The following is a 17509-nucleotide window of genomic DNA, read 5'->3' on the forward strand; positions in this document are numbered from 1 at the left end:
GCGGGAGGTCACCTAGCACGCCCGACGTCGCGTTCCAACAAAAGCTCCAGCAGTATGCCGCCGATCTCGCCGTCGATCTCGCCATCGATGTATTCGGGCCGCCAACGCCGCTGAAACGCGGTGACCGCGCCGCGTCCGTCGGTGATGTCATAGCCGAACCGCTCCATGGCGAGATAGAACGCGCCCGGATTGTCGTAGAACAGGTTCATCTTGGCCTTGGGGATTTCCAGTGCGAGGCCCAGCTGGCCCAGGCGCGCCCAGTCGAAGTATTCGCCCGGATCGGTCTTGCGCGCCGGGGCGACGTCGGAGTGGCCGACCACGTTCGCGCGCGGAATGTCGTGCCGGTCCATCATGTCCGCCAGCAAGGGCAGCAGCGCGTCCATCTGCGGTTCCGGGAACGGACGATAGCCCCATTCGTGCCCCGGATTGGCGAGCTCGATCCCGATGCTGGCAGAGTTCACGTCGGTGATCCCGCGCCAGTACGAGGCGCCCGCGTGCCAGGCCCGCTTCTCCTCCGGCACGAGGTTGGTGACGTGGCCCTCCTCGTCGATCAGGTAATGCGCGGAGACTTGGGAGGATTCGTCGCACAATCGCGCCAGCGCCTCGCCCGCGCTGCGCATTCCGGTGTAATGCAGCACCACCATCGAGATCGGCAGCTTGCGGTCGTTGAAATTGGGTGAGGCGATCACCTTGTTGACCAGCCAGCGGTTCATCGCACCGTTCCCTTCCCCATGTCAGGCGATTGGGCGATCACCCGTCACGATCGCTCAGGCAGGATCGGGCAGCACGGCCCCGAGCACCAGTGCATCGTCGCCCAGCATGTACTGCAACTGGCCGCCCACCGTCTCACCCAGCGCGGCGAGCATGGCCGACGGCGCCGTCCGGCTCGACAGTTCGTGCGGCGGCAAGGTGCCTTCCAGCGCGCGGCCGATATCGCGATCGAAGGCGATGCGAGCGCCTTCTGCGCGCACCACGATCTCGCTGGCGCCGTCACGCTGTTCGGCCGCCAGTGACAGCACGCCGCCGCGCGGCAGCGCTTCCATGCCGATCAGCGCGAAATTCAGCAGCGTCTTGATCGCGGGCTTGGGCAAGGCGTCGCTGCCCAATGCCCACTCGACGGTGATGCGCGGGTTGTTGGCGACCAGCGCATCGACCAGGATGCGCGCCTCGTTCACCGCGACCATCTCGCCAAAGCCGCCGGCGGCTCCGAACGCGAGGCGGAAGAACTTGAGCTTGTCGGCCGAGATCCGGGCGCTCTGTTCGAGCAGCTCGAAGCATCGTGCCCGCATGTCCGGATCTTTTTCATCCGCCAGCAGCTCGATGCCGTTGCTCAAGGCGCCGACCGGACTGAGCATGTCGTGGCACAGGCGAGAACAAAGCAGGCTGGCAAGATCGAGCGCGGCTGTGGTCATGATTTGCCTGTTTTTTCCGTTCTTCGCCACGCCGCCGCGAGGTGCGACCAGCCGGGATTGTTCCTGCCGAGGGTGTCGACCGCTCTAACTTTCGATCACTCGATAGGAAAGTGGCGTGAATCCATCTGCGGTATCGCGAAAAAATGCAACCTCGCCGCTCGCGACGATGCCCCAGACCCGCAAATCGCCGGTGGAATGTTCGCAATCGGTTGCAGATGGCAGCGGATGGCCAGTGGGGTGTGAATGATAGTAACCCACCACCGCCGCCCCGCCGCCCCGCGCCGCCTTGTGCGCCGCCAGCAAGGTCAACGGGTCGATCTCGAAGCGGATCGCCGGCTCGGGTGAGACGTTGGCCGCCGGCATTGCCCGCTCGATCCGCGCTCCGTGCCCGATACCGTCTGGCGCGCCACCAAGCAGCAGCCCGCAGCATTCGAGCGGCGCGGCGCAGGCCGCTTCCTCGCGCAGTGTGGCCATCACGCCACTTGTCACCTCGATGGTCATGCCCAAATCCTAGCGATGGATGGGGGCCACGAAAACATCATTTCCGGCGTGACCGGCCCCGAGGCCGCACGGCTGGACAAGGCGCTCGCCGATGCCAGCGGCCTTTCGCGCGAACGGGTGAAGGCGCTGATCACGGAAGGGCGTGTCACGATCGCCAATGTTGCCGCCACCCAGCCCTCGCTCAAGATCCCCGGGGCCAGCGCCTTCGCGATCGCGGTGCCGCAAGCGATCCCAGCGCTGGCAGAGGCGCAGGACATCCCGCTGGTGGTGGTGTTCGAGGACGAGCATCTGATCGTCGTCGACAAGCCAGCCGGGCTGGTCGTTCATCCCGCTGCGGGCAACCTCGACGGTACGCTGGTCAACGCGCTGCTCCATCACTGCCGGGGCCAGCTTTCGGGTATCGGCGGCGTGGCGCGTCCGGGGATCGTCCATCGCATCGACAAGGATACGTCGGGCTTGCTGGTGGTGGCCAAGACCGACCGCGCGCACGAAGGCCTGGCCGAACAATTCGCCGACCACTCCATCGTACGTTCCTACCGCGCCGTCGTATCCGGCCTACCCCGGTTGGCGTCGGGGCGAATCGAAGGGGCGATCGGCAGGTCGAGCCACGACCGCAAGAAGATGGCGATCGTCGAGGACGGTCGCGGCAAGCACGCGGTGACCCATTACAAGCTGCTGGAACCGCTGAAATCCGCCGCTTTGGTCGAGTGTCGGCTGGAGACCGGGCGCACGCACCAGGTGCGCGTTCACATGGCGTCAATCGGCCATGCGCTATTGGGGGATCCAGCCTATGGACGCACCCCTTCCAAGCTGAAACCGCTTCTCGCACAACTGGAATTCCGCCGTCAGGCTCTCCATGCCGCGGAACTAGGTTTCCTCCATCCCGTTAATAGGGAAACGGTTCAGTTCTTCAGCCCCATTCCCGCCGACATGTCGGCACTCATCAGGGAATTGCGACACTGAAATCGGAATTGTGTGCTATACTGAACATGTGGCTCCGACCTAAGATGCCTGATTGGGTCTTAGACCGCGGGCCGACACAGAAAGGACCGATACGTGAGCACTAAGGAACGCAATTTACCAGCCGTTCCCGCCCTTGGGGGCGAGCAGAGCCTCAATCGCTACTTGTCCGAGATCAAGAAATTCCCGGTGCTCGCGCCCGAGCAGGAATACATGCTGGCGCAGCGTTACCGTGAACATGAGGATCGCGAGGCCGCGGCGCAACTGGTGACCAGCCATCTTCGTCTCGTGGCGAAGATCGCCATGGGTTACCGCGGCTACGGCCTGCCGGTTTCCGAGCTGATTTCCGAAGGCAACATCGGCCTGATGCAGGGCGTCAAGAAGTTCGAGCCCGAGCGTGGCTTCCGCCTGGCGACATATGCGATGTGGTGGATCAAGGCCTCGATCCAGGAGTACATCCTGCGTTCGTGGAGCCTCGTCAAAATGGGCACCACCGCCGCGCAGAAGAAGCTGTTCTTCAACTTGCGCCGGATGAAGAAGAACCTCGATGCGTACGAGGATTCCGATCTGCATCCAGACCACGTGACCGCGATCGCGACCAAGCTCGGCGTGTCCGAAACCGAGGTGGTCAACATGAACCGGCGCATGATGATGGGCGGCGATGCCTCGCTGAACGTCTCGCTGCGTGAGGAAGGCGAAGGTCAGTGGCAGGACATCCTGCAGGACGACAATCCGCTGCAGGACGAGATCGTCGCCAACGCCGAAGAGAAGACCGTGCGCCATGATCTGCTGGTCGAGGCGATGGACACCCTCAACGAGCGTGAGCGCGACATCCTGACCGAGCGTCGCCTGACCGACGATCCCAAGACGCTCGAGGAATTGAGCCAGGTCTATCACGTCAGCCGCGAGCGGGTGCGCCAGATCGAGGTGCGCGCGTTCGAAAAGCTGCAGAAGGCGATGAATCGTATCGCCACAGACAAGCGATTGCTGCCCGCGCTCAATTGAGCGCCGAAGTCATCGACCTGCAAAAGGGCCGTCCATCATGGGCGGCCCTTTTTGCGTGCGCGCCGGACATCAGGCCGATCGTCCGGTCGCAATTTGTATAATCCCGGTATCAAAGCGGGGTTTGTGCCCGAACGCGGGGGCAACCGCATTGCCTTGAGCATGCGTGCTTTCTAGTCTCTCCGGATGTTCGCCGCGAATTGCCCTTGTCCGCTAACGACGTCATCGTGACCCGACCCGCGTTCACCGCGTTGCTGGCACTGGCTGCGCTGAGCGGATGCGCGGTCGGTCCGGACTATCATCCGGCACCCGCGACGGCGCTGGGCGTACCCGATCGATGGTCGGTCCCCGCGCAAGCCGCTCCGGGCCAGGTCGACCGGTGGTGGAGCCGCTTCCAGGATCCGATCCTCGACGACCTGATCGCGCGCGCCGCAGCCGGGAACCTGGATCTGTCTCAAGCCGTCGCGCGCCTGCGTCAGGCACGCGAATCCCTGATCGTGTCGCGCGCGGCGCTGCTGCCATCGCTTTCCGGATCGGGCGGAAACAGCCGGTCGGAGACGCTGCGCGGCGGTGGCCAGACCCTGACCCTGCCCGATGGTAGCGTGATCAACACCGGCGCGGGCGGCGGCACGTCCAACTTCTCGCTCGGACTGGACGCGAGCTATCAGGCGGACGTGTTCGGCGGCATACGCCGCTCGGTCGAGGCCAGCCGGGCCCAGTACGAAGCGAGCGGCTTCCAGCAGGCCGCGACCCTGCTGTCGGTGCAAAGCGAGGTGGCAACGAACTACGTGCTGGCCCGCGCCTATCAGGCCCAGCTGGAAAACGCGCGCCAGAGCCTGGCCATCCAGGACGAGAACCTGCAGATCGCGCAGTGGCGCGTGCAGGCCGGCCTGGTCTCGTCGCTCGACGTCGAACAGGCCCGCGCCAGCCGTGCCCAGACCGCCGCCGCGATCCCGCAGATCGAACAGCAATACAACGGTGCCGTCTCGCGTATCGGCGTGCTGATCGGCGCGGCACCCGGGGCGTTCAAGGCAGTGCTCCAGGCGCCCCGCCCGATCCCGCGCGGACCGGACCAGCTGGCACTCGGCATTCCGGCCGATGTGCTGCGCCAGCGACCCGATGTCCGCGTGGCGGAACGGACGCTGGCCGCCGCCGTCGCGCAGATCGGCGTCAGCCAGGCGCAGCTCTATCCCGCGCTGTCGATCAGCGGCAGCCTGGACAGCCGCGCGATCTCCACCGGCACCTTGCTCGATACGATCACCGGCAACCTGTTCGCAGGCCTGGCGCAGACGATCTTCAACGGCGGCCGCTTGCGCGCGCAAGTGCGTGCGAGCCGCGCCGCCGCCGATGGCGCCTTCGCCGCTTACAAGCAGACAGTGCTGCTGGCACTGGAGGATACCGAGAACGCGTCCGTCGCTCTCGACGCCGCGCGCCGTCGCGAAACGCAATTCGCGATCGCCTTCGAGGCGGCGAACAATTCGGCGATCCTGGCGCGCAGCCAGTACCGTGCCGGGCTGACCGACTTCAACACGCTCAACACGCAGGAAGCCGCACTGGTATCGGCGCGCAATGGCGTGGTGCAGGCGCGCTCCGACAAGGCGACCGCGCTGATATCGCTCTACGTCGCGCTGGGCGGGGGCTGGGATGCCGCCGCCGATCCGACCACGCCTCTTGTACCCTCGACTGGACCTTACGGATAATGGCCGAAGAGAACCTCGACGAATTCCTCGGCGTTCAGCAACAGCCCGCCTGGAAGCGCTATGCGAAATGGGGCGCGATCGCGCTCGTCGTCGTCGCGCTGGTACTGCTGCTGGCGCGTTGCTTCGGCGGCTCGGCCGAGGCGAAATACGCGACCGAGAAGGCCGAGCGTGGCCGCCTGACGACGACGGTATCCGCCACCGGAAAGCTGGCGCCGACCAACCAGGTGACCGTCGGCTCGCAGCTTTCGGGGCTGGTGGTCAAGGTGCTGGTCGACGTCAACGATTCCGTCGCCGCCGGGCAGGCCCTCGCCGAGATCGACCCCGAGCAGCTCGACGATCAGATCCGCCAGAACAAGGCGCAGCTTGCCGCCAACCAGGCCCAGGTCGAGCAGGCCCGCGCCACCGTGGCGGAATCCCAGGCGCAACTCGCGCGGCTCGAAGAGGTGAACCGCCTGTCGGGTGGCAAGGTGCCATCGCGCACCGAGCTGCAGACCGGTCGCGCCGACGTACAGCGCGCGCGCGCGGCGCTGGGCGTCGCCCGCGCCAACGTCGTCGCGACCGAGGCCGTGCTGGGCCAGACCCAGACTCAGCGCGCCCGTGCGGTGATCCGCTCGCCGGTGTCGGGCGTGGTGCTCGCCCGCCAGGTCGATCCCGGCCAGACCGTGGCTTCGTCGTTCAACACGCCGACGCTGTTCGTCATCGCCGAGGATCTGTCGGAGATGAAGCTCGAGGTCGCGATCGACGAGGCCGACGTCGGCGCGGTGAAGCAGGGCCAGAAGGCCAGCTTCACCGTCGACGCGTTCCCCGGCAAGACCTTCCCAGCCGCGATCACGCGGGTCGACATCGGCTCGAACCTGTCCGCCTCGTCGGCCAGTTCCAGCAGCACCACGACGACCACGACCGGCACCACCGGACAAGTCGTGTCCTATGCGGCCGATCTCTCGGTCGCCAATCGTGATGGCCAACTGCGCCCCGGCATGACCGCGACCGCCGATATCGTCACCGCCGACAAACCGAATGTGCTGCTGATCCCGAACGCCGCCTTGCGCTTCACGCCTGCCACCACCAGCGCGGGCGACAGTGCCAAGGGCTCGGGCGGCGGCGGCATCGCCGGCGCGCTGTCGTTCCGCCCGCCCCGGCGTGGCGGACGCGGCGAGAAGACGGCCACCACCGGCAAGGCGACCGGCAAGCAGACGATCTATATCAAGGGTGCGGACGGCAAGCCGCAGCCGATCCAGATCGTTACCGGCCAGACCAACGGCACGATGACCGAGGTGCTTTCGGGCGGGCTCAACCCCGGCATGGACGTGATCACCGGCCAGCTTTCGGACGAGACCAAGAGTGGCTGACAGCCCGCTGATCTCGCTGCGTAACGTCGTGAAGGTCTATGGCAGCGGCGCAACCGCGTTCCAGGCGCTCAAGGGCGTCGACCTCGACATCATGCGCGGCGACTTCGTGGCGGTGATGGGGCCGTCCGGCTCTGGTAAGTCGACGACGATGAACATCCTGGGCTGTCTCGACATGCCAACGACGGGGCAGTTCCTGTTCAAGGGCCATCATATCGAAACGCTCACCCGCGACGAGCGCGCGTTGCTGCGTCGCAAGTACCTCGGTTTCGTATTCCAGGGCTTCAACCTGCTGGCGCGCACCTCTGCCCTCGAGAACGTCGAACTGCCGCTGCTCTATCGCGGCGACGAGAAAGTCGCGCGGCGCAAGACGGCGATGGCCGCGCTCGACAAGGTCGGCCTGGCCGAGTGGTGGGACCACACCCCGGCCGAGCTGTCGGGCGGACAGCAGCAGCGCGTCGCCATCGCGCGTGCCATCGTCACCTCGCCCGACGTGCTGCTGGCCGACGAGCCGACCGGCAACCTCGATTCGGAACGCTCGGTCGAAATCATGCAGCTGCTCACCGGGCTCAATCGCGACAGCGGCATCACCGTGCTGATGGTCACGCACGAACCGGAGATGGCCGCGTTCGCGCGCACCGTCGTCCACTTCAAGGACGGGCTGGTCGATCGCATCGAGGCGAACCATGTCGCCGGGGCGCCGGTCGCCCAATCGTCCGTCTCTGGGGCGTCCGTCTCCGGGGCGTCCGCCTGATGCTGGGCACCGTGTTCCTGCTGGCGATCCGTTCGATCCGCCGGCACATCCTGCGCTCTTTCCTGACGATCCTGGGCATCGTCATCGGCGTCGGCGCGGTGGTGACGATGGTGACGCTGGGCAAGGCGACCACGGCGGCGGTGCAGCAGCAGATCTCGGCATTGGGCACCAACATTCTGCAAGTCCGCCCTGGCCAGGGCTTCGGGCGCGGCGGCGGTGGCCCCCAGCCGCCACCGTTCGAGCCCGATGACGTTACCGCGATCCGCCAGCAGCTGACCGGCATCGTCGCGGTCGCACCACAGGCGCAGACCAGCGCCACCGCGATCTATGAAGGCGCGAACTGGTCGACTACCGTCAACGGCACCACCGACGCCTACTTCAAGGTCCAGCCCTGGCCGATGGCGTCGGGGCGCACCTTCATGCCCGCGGAAGAAGCGGCGGGTAAATCGGTCTGCATCCTGGGCAACACCGTGTCCAAGAACCTGTTCAACGGCGGCAGCGCGGTGGGCGAACGGATCCGCGTCGGTGCGATCAGCTGCGACGTGATCGGCACGCTGAGCACGCGCGGCCAGGGCGGCTTCGGCGGTGACCAGGACGATGTCGTCATCATGCCGATCAAGACCGTGCAGCGCCGCTTCACCGGGTCGACCGACATCCGCATGATCCTGATCGGCGTGGACGATGCCTATTCGACCACGCAGGTCCAGGCCGCGCTCACCGACCTCCTGCGCGAGCGGCGCAAGATCACCGGCGGCAAGACCGACGACTTTAACATCTTCGACACCAAGCAGATTTCCGACACCCTGACCGGAACCACCCAGCTGCTGACCCGCATCGTCGCGGCGGTGGCGGCGATCAGCCTCGTCGTCGGCGGCATCGGCATCATGAACATCATGCTGGTTTCGGTCACCGAACGCACCCGCGAGATCGGCATCCGCCTCGCCATCGGCGCTGTCGCCAACGAGGTGCTGATGCAGTTCCTGGTCGAATCGATCGTGCTGTCGTGCCTGGGCGGCATCGTCGGACTGATCCTCGCGCAACTGGTGATCGTGGCGGTCACGCCGCTGCTGCAGGTGCCGTGGACGTTCGATCTGCAGATCAACATCGTATCGTTCCTGATCTCCGCGGTGATCGGCATCGTCTTCGGTTATTTCCCCGCCCGGCGCGCGGCCTCGCTCAACCCGATCGACGCGTTGCGCCACGAATAAGGCTTTCACGCTCCGCAGGGCCGAGAACCGGTTGCCGCCAAGCACCGCAAGCCGCTAATGCTGCTGCGCGCGGAGGATCGCTCTAGCCGTGCACAGGGGGTCCATGCTGCGCTTTCTCGCCAAGGCTGTGTTCTGGTTCGTCGCCGTCAGCCTGGGGCTGGTGGTGCTGTTCCGCTTCGTCCCGCCGCCGGTCACGGTGACGATGCTGGTCGATGCCAACGGCATCACCAAGGACTGGACCCCGCTCAGCCGGATCGATCGCAGCATGGTCGATGCCGCGATCGCCGCCGAGGACGCCAAGTTCTGCCTGCACAACGGCTTCGACACGGTCGCGATCGAAAAGGCGATGGAGCGCAACGCGCGCGGCGGTCGCATCCGCGGCGGCTCGACCATCAGTCAGCAGACCGCCAAGAACGTGTTCCTGTGGCAAGGCGAAGGCTGGACCCGCTACGCGCGCAAGGGGCTGGAGGTGTGGTTCACATTCCTGATCGAAAGCGTCTGGGACAAGCGGCGGATCATGGAGATGTACCTCAACGTCGCCGAGACCGGGCTTGGCACCTACGGCGTCGAAGCGGGCGCCCAGCGCTACTTCGGCAAGTCCGCCGCGCACCTTTCGGCGAGCGAGGCCGCGCGCATGGCCGCCGCCCTCCCCAGCCCCAAGAAGCGCAGCGTCAAGAACCCCCGTGGCTTTACGCGCCGGTATGGCAACGCCGTCGCTGCGCGGCTTGGCACGGTCCGGCGCAGCGGCCTGGACGCCTGCATCTACGACTGACGCCTAGCGCGCGGAAAGCCCGGGATTGTGGTCATTGAGCGCGACGCGCAGCGAATTCTGGACGTAAGCCGTGGTGTGATAGTGGCCGACGACCATCGGCACTTCGAGCAGTTGGCGCTCGTCGAGAAAGCCCGCCAGCAGCGCCCAGTTTTCATCCCCGATCATCGCCGCCGCGTGGAGCTCCTCGGCCGCGCGCAGGATCGCGCGATCCTGCGCATCCCACCCGTCCGCGTCCGCGCCGATCGTCACCCGCTCGATCTCGGCCTCGGTCAGACCCGCCTGGCGCCCGGTGATGACATGCTCGCCCCATTGATAAGGGGCGCCGCATAGCCACCCCGTGCGCAAGATCAGCAATTCGCGCCATCGCGTCGGCAACGCCGTGCGCATGGTGATCGCCACACCGAAATCCATGTAGGTCGCGAACAGGTCCGGACTGTGCGCCAGGATGGCATAGAACGAGTGCAGCGGCAGATCTTCGGGATAGGCGAGCATCAATCGCAGTTGCTCGATCGCCGCAAGATGACGCGCATCCAGATGTTGCGCCGACAAGCTCGACAAGCGCTCGGGCGCACCCGTGATTTCGATCATGCGCTGTTCCGGATCGGCTTCCATCATCGTCATCCCACCGTCTGTCCTTGTTTTGCCGGCAGGCTATCCGTGGATGCGCGCAGCGACCAGCCAAAATTGCCTCCATCGCCGGCGGGAAGGCGCGGAGGAGTGCGGCACAAAAAAAGAGGCGACCCGAAGGCCGCCTCCTGCAATTTTCGCGATGTCGCCAGCCTTAGAAGCTGAAGCGCGCCCCCACGCGGATCGTGTAGAGCGATTGCGGTGCGTAGATCGTATCGCTCGGGGTCGCCGTCGGCAGGCTGTAGCGATACTGCGCGCAAGCCTGGCCGGAGTTGGTCGCGACCGGTCCGTTCGTCCCCGTCGGTGTCGGCGCGGTAAGGCAGGCCACGCGAGCAGCGACGGCGGTGTACGAGAATTGATACTCGCGGATCTGACCCCACTTCTTGTTCAGGAAATTGGTGAAGTTCTCGATATCGGCGAACACCTGGAACCGTCCCTTCGACCAGCCCGGGACAGGGATTTCCTGCGCGGCGTGAAGATCGATCCGGGTGAACCACTTGGAGTTGAAGGCATTGCGTGGAGCGATGCCACCCCGATACTTCGACAGGCCCGAGCTATCGAAGAAGTTGTTCAGCGTCGTCGCAGTGGTAGCGCTGTCATACGAAACCCGCGGATCGTCGAGACCGGTCGGCACGTACATCAGATAGCGGCTGGTCGAACCGGTCGTGCCGAAGATGGCGCTGCGGCGCGGGCTCGTATCCTGGAACGTGTAGCTGTACGGACGACCGATACGAGTCTCGCCGAACAAGGCCAGCGTGGTCTTGTAATCGCCGAAGAAGGCGTGATCGAAGGTCACGTCATACTTGAAGTTGTGCTTCACCTCGTCGTTCGAGATACCGTACGCCGCACCGTTGGCTTCCAGGAACGCGCCGTTGGCGTAGTTCGATCCGGCGGTGGACGACGTTGCCGGCGTCTGGTCCTTGATGTCCTGATAGGTGTAGCTGCCGCCCAGGTTCAAGCCGAAGTCGAAATCCTTGCGGAAGCGGGCGACAGCGACATAGCTGCGGCCCTTCCTGGTGTTGGTGAGGATGATGTCGTTGAAGGTGTCGTCGAAGGTGGTGAGCGAGCGATAACGCACGCGACCGTCGGGCGTAGTCAGCGCGGTCGGGACCGAACGGGCATCGGTGAAGAACACCTGATCGCGAACATCGGAATAGAACACGTCGGCACCGAAGGTCCAGCCACGGCCGAACGCGCTCTCGCCGAAGGTCGGGGTCCAGTCCGCCGACAAGGTGGCCCGCCACTGCGACGGAATCTTGAACTTCGGGTCGGTCGCGTTGGTCGCGGCGGCCGAAACCCCGTTGACCAGCTGGGCATTCACCGCCGCCGGGATCGTAGTCCCGTTGACGTTGGTCAGCGCCACCGGGCCAAGTGCCGCGATGGCCGGGCTCGCCCCTGCGTAGGTGCCGTTGTTGTTCTGGGTGATGTTGATCAGGTTCGACAGGATACCCGTGTTCGAGAAGCTGTTCGACAGATAGACGTCCGGCGTACCACCCGAGAAGATACCCAGACCACCACGGATGCTCAGCGAGCGCACCGGGGTGAAATCGAAGCCGAAGCGCGGCTGGAATACGCCACGGCCCGACAGGAACGCGGTGTTGGCATAGCCGTAACGGTTGGTGAAGTTGGGGTTGAGTGCCGGGCGGCTGTCGCTGCCATACACGTCATAGCGCGCGCCATAGCTGACCGACAGCTTGTCGTTGATACGCCAGTTGTCCTGGATGCCGAAGGTGTAGCTCATGTAGCTGAAGATACCCGACGCGTCGTCCGGGTTCAGCGAAGGCACCGCGTTGATGTAGCCGAAGCTTTGCGCGTTGCCTGCCTGGAAGTCGGCGATCGAGTCGAAGTAATACGCACCGCTGGTGCCGGCCGCCGGGTTCGACGAACTGAGGAAGGCGTTGAACACGTCGACGTGCTGGATTTCGGTGAAGACACGCAGGTCGTGATCGTTCATCGTCAGGCGCGCCTGAACAAGGCCACCCCAGGTCTGCGTGTTCAGCGCGTTCGTCTGACGCGAGATGTCGGGACCGAACGAAACGCGAGCGAAGCCCGGCTCGCAGTTCACCGCCGCACCGGCGCCTGCCGCCCCCGGCCTCGTACGATCCGAGGTCGGCGCATTACAGACGGTCATCTGCGCGAAGCCACGGCCTAGGAGCGGATCCTGGATGCGCTTGTAGTCCTTGTAGAAACCGCGAACTTCGGTGGAGAAGTTGTCCGACCAGTCCGAGTTCAACTGAGCCACGGCCGTCCAAAGCTCGTTGCCCTGAATATATGCGTTCGATTCCAGACCCAGCTGCGCCGTCGCGGCATTGGGGCTGGTATTGTTGGTCAGGATCAACTCGTCCTTGGCATACGTGCCGGTGACCGAAAGCCGCTGCGTGTCCGAGATGTTGAAGTCGAGCTTGCCGACCAGACGGTCATCCTTGTCGCCGTTGCTGTTGACGACGCCGCCAGTGTCATAGCCATAACGTGACGAAGCGATTGCGGAGATCGTGTCGATATTGCTCTGGAGCAAATTCGGGATCGCCACGCCGGCGTTATTGTCCCCGGGGCCTTCCGAGATCGGACGCGGGGCGCGAATTCGCTCACCCGCGATCATGAAGAACAGCTTGTCCTTGATCAGAGGGCCGGAAAGCTCAGCACCATAGTTCTTGTATTCGAAGTTGGGCAGGGTCACGCGGCCGGTTGGCACGCCGGGGCCTGCTTTGGTCTTCTTGCCCGACAGTTCGTCCGAAGAATAGGCGAAGAAGCCGGTGCCCTGGAAGTCGTTGGTGCCCGAACGCAGGATGACGTTGACGATGCCGCCCTGGAAGTTGCCGTCACGCACGTCGTAAGGGGCGACCCGGGCCTGGAACTGACCGATCGAATCGAGCGGGATCGGCGACCGGCGGCTGGGCAAGCCGTCCGGATTGAGGCCGAAGTTGTCGGTGATCGGCACGCCATCCACGGTGAAGCGGTTGAAGCGCGCGTTCTGCCCGGCGAAAGATACCGCGCGACCACCTGATGGGGTGTCGTCCAGGCGCGCGAACGGGTCGCGGCGCATAAGGTCGCGAAGATCACGATTGACCGTTGCGACGTTGGCGATCTGCTCGGAATTCAGCACCGTGGCCGGACCGCGGGAAATCGAACCCGCACCCTTGATGCGACTGGCCGTGACGACGATCGCGTCCGCACCCGAAAGATCGATCGGAAGTTCGAAGGTCTGCGACACGACGGTGCTGATGTCGGTAACGGTCGAGTCCGGTTTGCCCGGCGCCTTGACCGTTACGGTGTAGGGACCGCCCGGACGCAGGCCGGTCAGGAAATAGCCGCCGCTCTGTCCGGTCGTTGCGGTGGTACGCGAACCGGTCGCCGTGTTCAGGGCCTCTACCGTCGCACCCTGAACCGGAGCGCTGTCGCTCGTCACCGTTCCCGAGATCGAAGCCGTGGTCTCCTGGGCCATCACCGGCGTGGCGAAAGCGCCTACGAGCGAGACTGTCGCCGCGCTTGCGGCAAGCAAATACCTAAGATGCATCGTAATGTGTCCCCTGTAGAAGAGCGCCACCCCCGGTGGTGCTCATCGCCGCACGACATGCCGCAAGCTCGGACGGAAAGCTGAACCCCGCATTCCGCTTGTGCCTCCGGACCGATGATCCACCCGCGCCTTGGCTCGCACGTCAGGTCAAGGACGTAACGATCGGTTGCTGGCGAACCTTTTTTCGAGCGAAGTTGCCCCGCCACCATCGGCGACTAAGCTTTTGGCATGTCGTCAATGTTTGGCTCATAGCGCACCGTTTGTGACAGTGCAGCGGCACTGCATACATTTTGCTGCGATGCGGCATATTTATCACTCGAAAGCCATCTTAATTGCTTCGCGCATCGCAAATCCGTGATCGATCGACGCGTTCTGTTGCTTCGCGATCATGATGGTTGCAGAGCGGCCGCATGGATCACGGCCATCACGATCACCATCACCACCACGCCCCCCCGGCGGCCGGGCGCGGCATGACCTTCGGCATCGCAGTCGGGCTCAACCTGATCTTCGTGGTTGGGGAAATCGCGGCGGGGTTGGTCAGCGGATCGATGGCGCTCGTTGCGGACGCGGGTCACAATTTGTCCGATGTCCTGTCGTTGGTGCTTGCCTGGATCGCCAGCGTACTGGCCGCACGCGCTCCATCCGAACGCTTCACTTATGGTTTGAAAAGCTCATCGATCCTTGCCGCCCTGGCCAACGCTGCCTTGCTGTGGGTGGCGATCGGCGGGATTCTGGTCGAGACGATCCGTCGCCTGTCCGAACCGGCGCCTGTCGCCAGTTCGATGATCATCTGGGTGGCAGCGATCGGCATCGCGGTGAATTTCCTGTCGGCGATGCTATTCGCGCGCGGCAGCAAGTCGGACCTCAACGTGCGCGCCGCCTTCGTCCACCTCATGGCCGACGCCGCGGTATCGGCCGCCGTGGTGGTCGCGGGCTTCCTTATCATGTGGACCGGTGCCACGTGGATCGACCCGGCCGCATCTCTGCTGGTCACCGCGGTAATCGCCTGGTCAAGCTGGGGCCTGATGCGCGATTCGCTACGGTTGGGCCTGCTCGGCGTCCCGGCGGGAATCGATCTGGCGGAGGTGCGCCGCTATCTGCAGGGACTACCCGGCGTGCAGCGGGTCCATGACCTGCACGTCTGGCCGATGAGCACCACCGAAGCCGCGCTCACCGCGCATCTCGTCATGCCGCAGATGCCGGACGGGTCGTTCCTCCATGACGTCACTCATGAACTGGACCACCGCTTCGGGATCGGCCATCCGACCCTGCAGATCGAGCCGGACGAACATGTTTGCGCGCTCCAGGCCGACGATGTCGTCTAGAGGCATTACCGGAGACGGGATCGGCGGCGGCGGCGATTGACGCCCACGGCCATTGCGAACGCGCGGCGAACGACGCCATAAGAAACGGGCGGGTCACACAGGTGACCCGCCCGTATTTACTCCGCATTGGTTGATCCGTCAGGCCGCTTCTTCGGCCTTGTCGCCCTTGTGGACGCGAACCGGTTCCTTGCGGCCGTCGACGACATCCTTGTCGACCACCACCTCGGCGATGTTGTTCTCGGTCGGCAGGTCAAACATCGTATCGAGCAGAATGCTTTCGACGATGGAACGCAGGCCCCGCGCGCCGGTCTTTCGTTCGATGGCGCGCTGCGCGATCGCTTCGAGCGCTTCGTCGGTGAACGTCAGTTCGACATCCTCGAGATCGAACAGCTTGGCGTACTGCTTGATCAGGGCGTTTTTGGGCTCGCGCAGGATCTTGACCAGTGCGACCACGTCGAGATCCTCGAGCGTCGCGATCACCGGCAGACGGCCGACGAATTCGGGGATCAGGCCAAACTTCAGCAGATCCTCAGGCTCGGCCTTCTGCAGCAGCTCACCGATACGACGCTTGTCGGGATCGGCGACGTGGTTGCCGAAGCCGATCGAGCGCTTCTGCAAACGATCCGAAATGATCTTGTCGAGGCCGGCAAAGGCACCGCCACAGATGAACAGGATGTTGGTCGTATCGACCTGCAGGAACTCCTGCTGGGGATGCTTGCGGCCACCCTGCGGAGGAACCGATGCCGTGGTGCCCTCCATCAGCTTGAGCAGCGCCTGCTGCACGCCCTCGCCCGATACGTCGCGCGTGATCGACGGGTTCTCGGCCTTGCGGCTGATCTTGTCGATTTCGTCGATATAGACGATGCCGTGCTGTGCCTTCTCGACATTGTAGTCGGACGACTGCAGCAGCTTGAGGATGATGTTCTCCACATCCTCGCCGACATAGCCGGCCTCGGTCAGCGTCGTCGCATCGGCCATCGTGAAAGGTACGTCGAAAGTCTTGGCGAGCGTCTGCGCCAGCAGCGTCTTGCCCGAACCGGTGGGGCCGATGAGCAGGATGTTCGACTTCGAAAGCTCGACGTCGCCCGACTTGCCCGAGTGCTTGAGCCGCTTGTAGTGGTTGTGCACCGCTACGGACAGCACGCGCTTGGCGCGGTCCTGGCCGATCACGTAATCGCTTAACGTCTCGCAGATTTCGCGCGGCGACGGGACGCCGCCATCCTTCTTGCCGGCGATCCCGGCCTTGGTCTCTTCGCGGATGATGTCGTTGCAAAGCTCGACACACTCGTCGCAGATAAAGACCGTCGGCCCAGCGATGAGCTTGCGCACCTCGTGCTGCGATTTACCGCAAAAGCTGCAGTACAGGGTGCTTTTGGCGTCAGATCCGCTCAATTTCGTCATTCTCTGTCTTGCTGCCCCGGCTCGGGGCGACTCGCCACCCTTACTCTGCGGGTGGCCGGTTGATCAATCCTAGCCCGATAACCTTGCGGCAAGGTGAAGGGTGGGACCGGTCCCACCCCTCATTCTAGGTCGTATCTCTAGGCTTTCGAGTCGTCTGCCGATTTTTCCGAATCGGGTCGGCTCTCGAACACCTTGTCGACGAGCCCGAATGTCAGTGCCTCGTCGGCCTCGAGGAAAGTGTCGCGGTCCATCGCCTTCTCGATGTCGTCAAGCGACTTGCCGGTGTACTTCACGTACAGATCGTTGAGACGACGGCGCATGCGCAAGATCTCGCGCGCCTGAATCTCGATGTCCGAGGCCATGCCCTGTGCGCCACCCGACGGCTGGTGAACCATGATGCGCGCGTTCGGCAGCGCGATGCGCATGCCGGGCTCGCCGGCGGCAAGCAGAAAGCTGCCCATCGATGCCGCCTGGCCGATGCACACGGTGGACACGCGCGGGCGGATGTACTGCATGGTGTCGTGGATCGCCATGCCGGCCGTCACCACGCCACCGGGCGAGTTGATGTACATCGAGATGTCCTTGGTGGGATTCTCGCTCTCCAGGAACAGCAGCTGGGCCACGATCAGCGAGGCCATCTGATCCTCGACACCGCCGGTCACGAACACGATACGCTCCCGCAGCAAGCGCGAGAAGATGTCGAAACTGCGCTCGCCACGGCTGGTCTGTTCGACCACCATGGGTACGAGCGCACCCGTGACCGGGTCTTGGCTGAACTTACCCTGGGCGCCCGATGCGCCGAACAAGTCGATCATGGATGTCCTCTTCAATCTGGTCCGCCTATGTCGCGTGCCACTTGCGTTTGTTCAAGGGGATTAAGCCGGTATCGGCGGGGCGTCGGAGGATGTGGCTGGGGATAGATCGATTGCGCTACGATCGCGCCCTGTTCGACCGCGCAGGTTTCGGGCGGTATTACCGGGCCCGCAG

Annotated in this window: 15 protein-coding genes; 8 read left to right on the forward strand and 7 right to left on the reverse strand. The window is 64.4% G+C overall.

The window, feature by feature from the left end:
- Positions 1–8: 8 nt before the first annotated feature.
- From ACXJ1Z_RS03090 to ACXJ1Z_RS03100, 3 genes are all read right to left on the reverse strand, one after another.
- Complete coding sequence (locus tag ACXJ1Z_RS03090; protein ID WP_463779455.1) at positions 9–713, reverse strand: N-acetylmuramoyl-L-alanine amidase; 705 nt, start codon at positions 711–713, stop codon at positions 9–11.
- Between the two features lie 54 nt (positions 714–767).
- The gene (locus ACXJ1Z_RS03095) at positions 768–1412 is read right to left on the reverse strand and encodes a histidine phosphotransferase family protein (protein WP_463779457.1); all 645 of its coding nucleotides are present in this window, start codon (positions 1410–1412) and stop codon (positions 768–770) included.
- An 84-nt stretch (positions 1413–1496) separates the two neighbouring features.
- The gene (locus tag ACXJ1Z_RS03100; protein WP_463779458.1) at positions 1497–1913 is read right to left on the reverse strand and encodes a M67 family metallopeptidase; all 417 of its coding nucleotides are present in this window, start codon (positions 1911–1913) and stop codon (positions 1497–1499) included.
- Between the two features lie 15 nt (positions 1914–1928).
- On the opposite strand from ACXJ1Z_RS03100, the gene ACXJ1Z_RS03105 reads away from it, so the two are divergent.
- The 7 genes from ACXJ1Z_RS03105 to mtgA all read left to right on the forward strand — a co-directional run bounded on the left by ACXJ1Z_RS03105 (position 1929) and on the right by mtgA (position 9655).
- Positions 1929–2876 (forward strand): RluA family pseudouridine synthase, encoded by a 948-nt coding sequence (locus tag ACXJ1Z_RS03105; protein ID WP_463779459.1) that lies wholly within the window; start codon positions 1929–1931, stop codon positions 2874–2876.
- A gap of 93 nt (positions 2877–2969) precedes the next feature.
- Positions 2970–3878, forward strand: coding sequence for an RNA polymerase sigma factor RpoH (gene rpoH / locus ACXJ1Z_RS03110; protein WP_463779461.1), 909 nt, complete (start codon positions 2970–2972; stop codon positions 3876–3878).
- A 224-nt stretch (positions 3879–4102) separates the two neighbouring features.
- Positions 4103–5575, forward strand: coding sequence for an efflux transporter outer membrane subunit (locus ACXJ1Z_RS03115; protein ID WP_463779462.1), 1473 nt, complete (start codon positions 4103–4105; stop codon positions 5573–5575).
- Complete coding sequence (locus ACXJ1Z_RS03120; RefSeq protein ID WP_463779463.1) at positions 5575–6924, forward strand: efflux RND transporter periplasmic adaptor subunit; 1350 nt, start codon at positions 5575–5577, stop codon at positions 6922–6924. Before ACXJ1Z_RS03115 ends, ACXJ1Z_RS03120 begins: the two co-directional genes overlap by 1 nt.
- A complete protein-coding gene (locus tag ACXJ1Z_RS03125; protein ID WP_463779465.1) occupies positions 6917–7675 on the forward strand; it encodes an ABC transporter ATP-binding protein in 759 nt (252 codons plus the stop codon). Before ACXJ1Z_RS03120 ends, ACXJ1Z_RS03125 begins: the two co-directional genes overlap by 8 nt.
- Positions 7675–8883, forward strand: a complete 1209-nt coding sequence (locus ACXJ1Z_RS03130; protein ID WP_463779466.1) for an ABC transporter permease — start codon at positions 7675–7677, stop codon at positions 8881–8883. Before ACXJ1Z_RS03125 ends, ACXJ1Z_RS03130 begins: the two co-directional genes overlap by 1 nt.
- 103 nt (positions 8884–8986) lie before the next feature.
- Positions 8987–9655, forward strand: coding sequence for a monofunctional biosynthetic peptidoglycan transglycosylase (mtgA, locus tag ACXJ1Z_RS03135; protein WP_463779468.1), 669 nt, complete (start codon positions 8987–8989; stop codon positions 9653–9655).
- A gap of 3 nt (positions 9656–9658) precedes the next feature.
- Here mtgA and ACXJ1Z_RS03140 read toward each other — a convergent pair whose 3' ends face one another.
- Complete coding sequence (locus tag ACXJ1Z_RS03140; protein WP_463779469.1) at positions 9659–10276, reverse strand: carboxymuconolactone decarboxylase family protein; 618 nt, start codon at positions 10274–10276, stop codon at positions 9659–9661.
- Positions 10277–10436: 160 nt separating this feature from the next.
- Positions 10437–13796 carry a TonB-dependent receptor gene (locus ACXJ1Z_RS03145; RefSeq protein WP_463779470.1) on the reverse strand — a complete coding sequence of 1120 codons (3360 nt, stop codon included), beginning with the start codon at positions 13794–13796 and terminating at the stop codon, positions 10437–10439.
- A gap of 410 nt (positions 13797–14206) precedes the next feature.
- Here ACXJ1Z_RS03145 and ACXJ1Z_RS03150 point away from each other — a divergent pair, with 410 nt between their 5' ends.
- Complete coding sequence (locus tag ACXJ1Z_RS03150) at positions 14207–15121, forward strand: cation diffusion facilitator family transporter (protein WP_463779472.1); 915 nt, start codon at positions 14207–14209, stop codon at positions 15119–15121.
- A gap of 138 nt (positions 15122–15259) precedes the next feature.
- On the opposite strand, the gene clpX is transcribed toward ACXJ1Z_RS03150, so the two are convergent.
- Both clpX and clpP read right to left on the reverse strand, forming a co-directional pair.
- Positions 15260–16522: an ATP-dependent Clp protease ATP-binding subunit ClpX gene (gene clpX / locus ACXJ1Z_RS03155; protein WP_463779473.1), complete on the reverse strand. Its 1263-nt coding sequence runs from the start codon at positions 16520–16522 to the stop codon at positions 15260–15262.
- A 137-nt stretch (positions 16523–16659) separates the two neighbouring features.
- A complete protein-coding gene (clpP, locus tag ACXJ1Z_RS03160) occupies positions 16660–17337 on the reverse strand; it encodes an ATP-dependent Clp endopeptidase proteolytic subunit ClpP (protein WP_463779475.1) in 678 nt (225 codons plus the stop codon).
- Positions 17338–17509: the final 172 nt, after the last annotated feature.

The sequence above is a fragment of the Novosphingobium sp. TK46 genome, assembly GCF_055361525.1.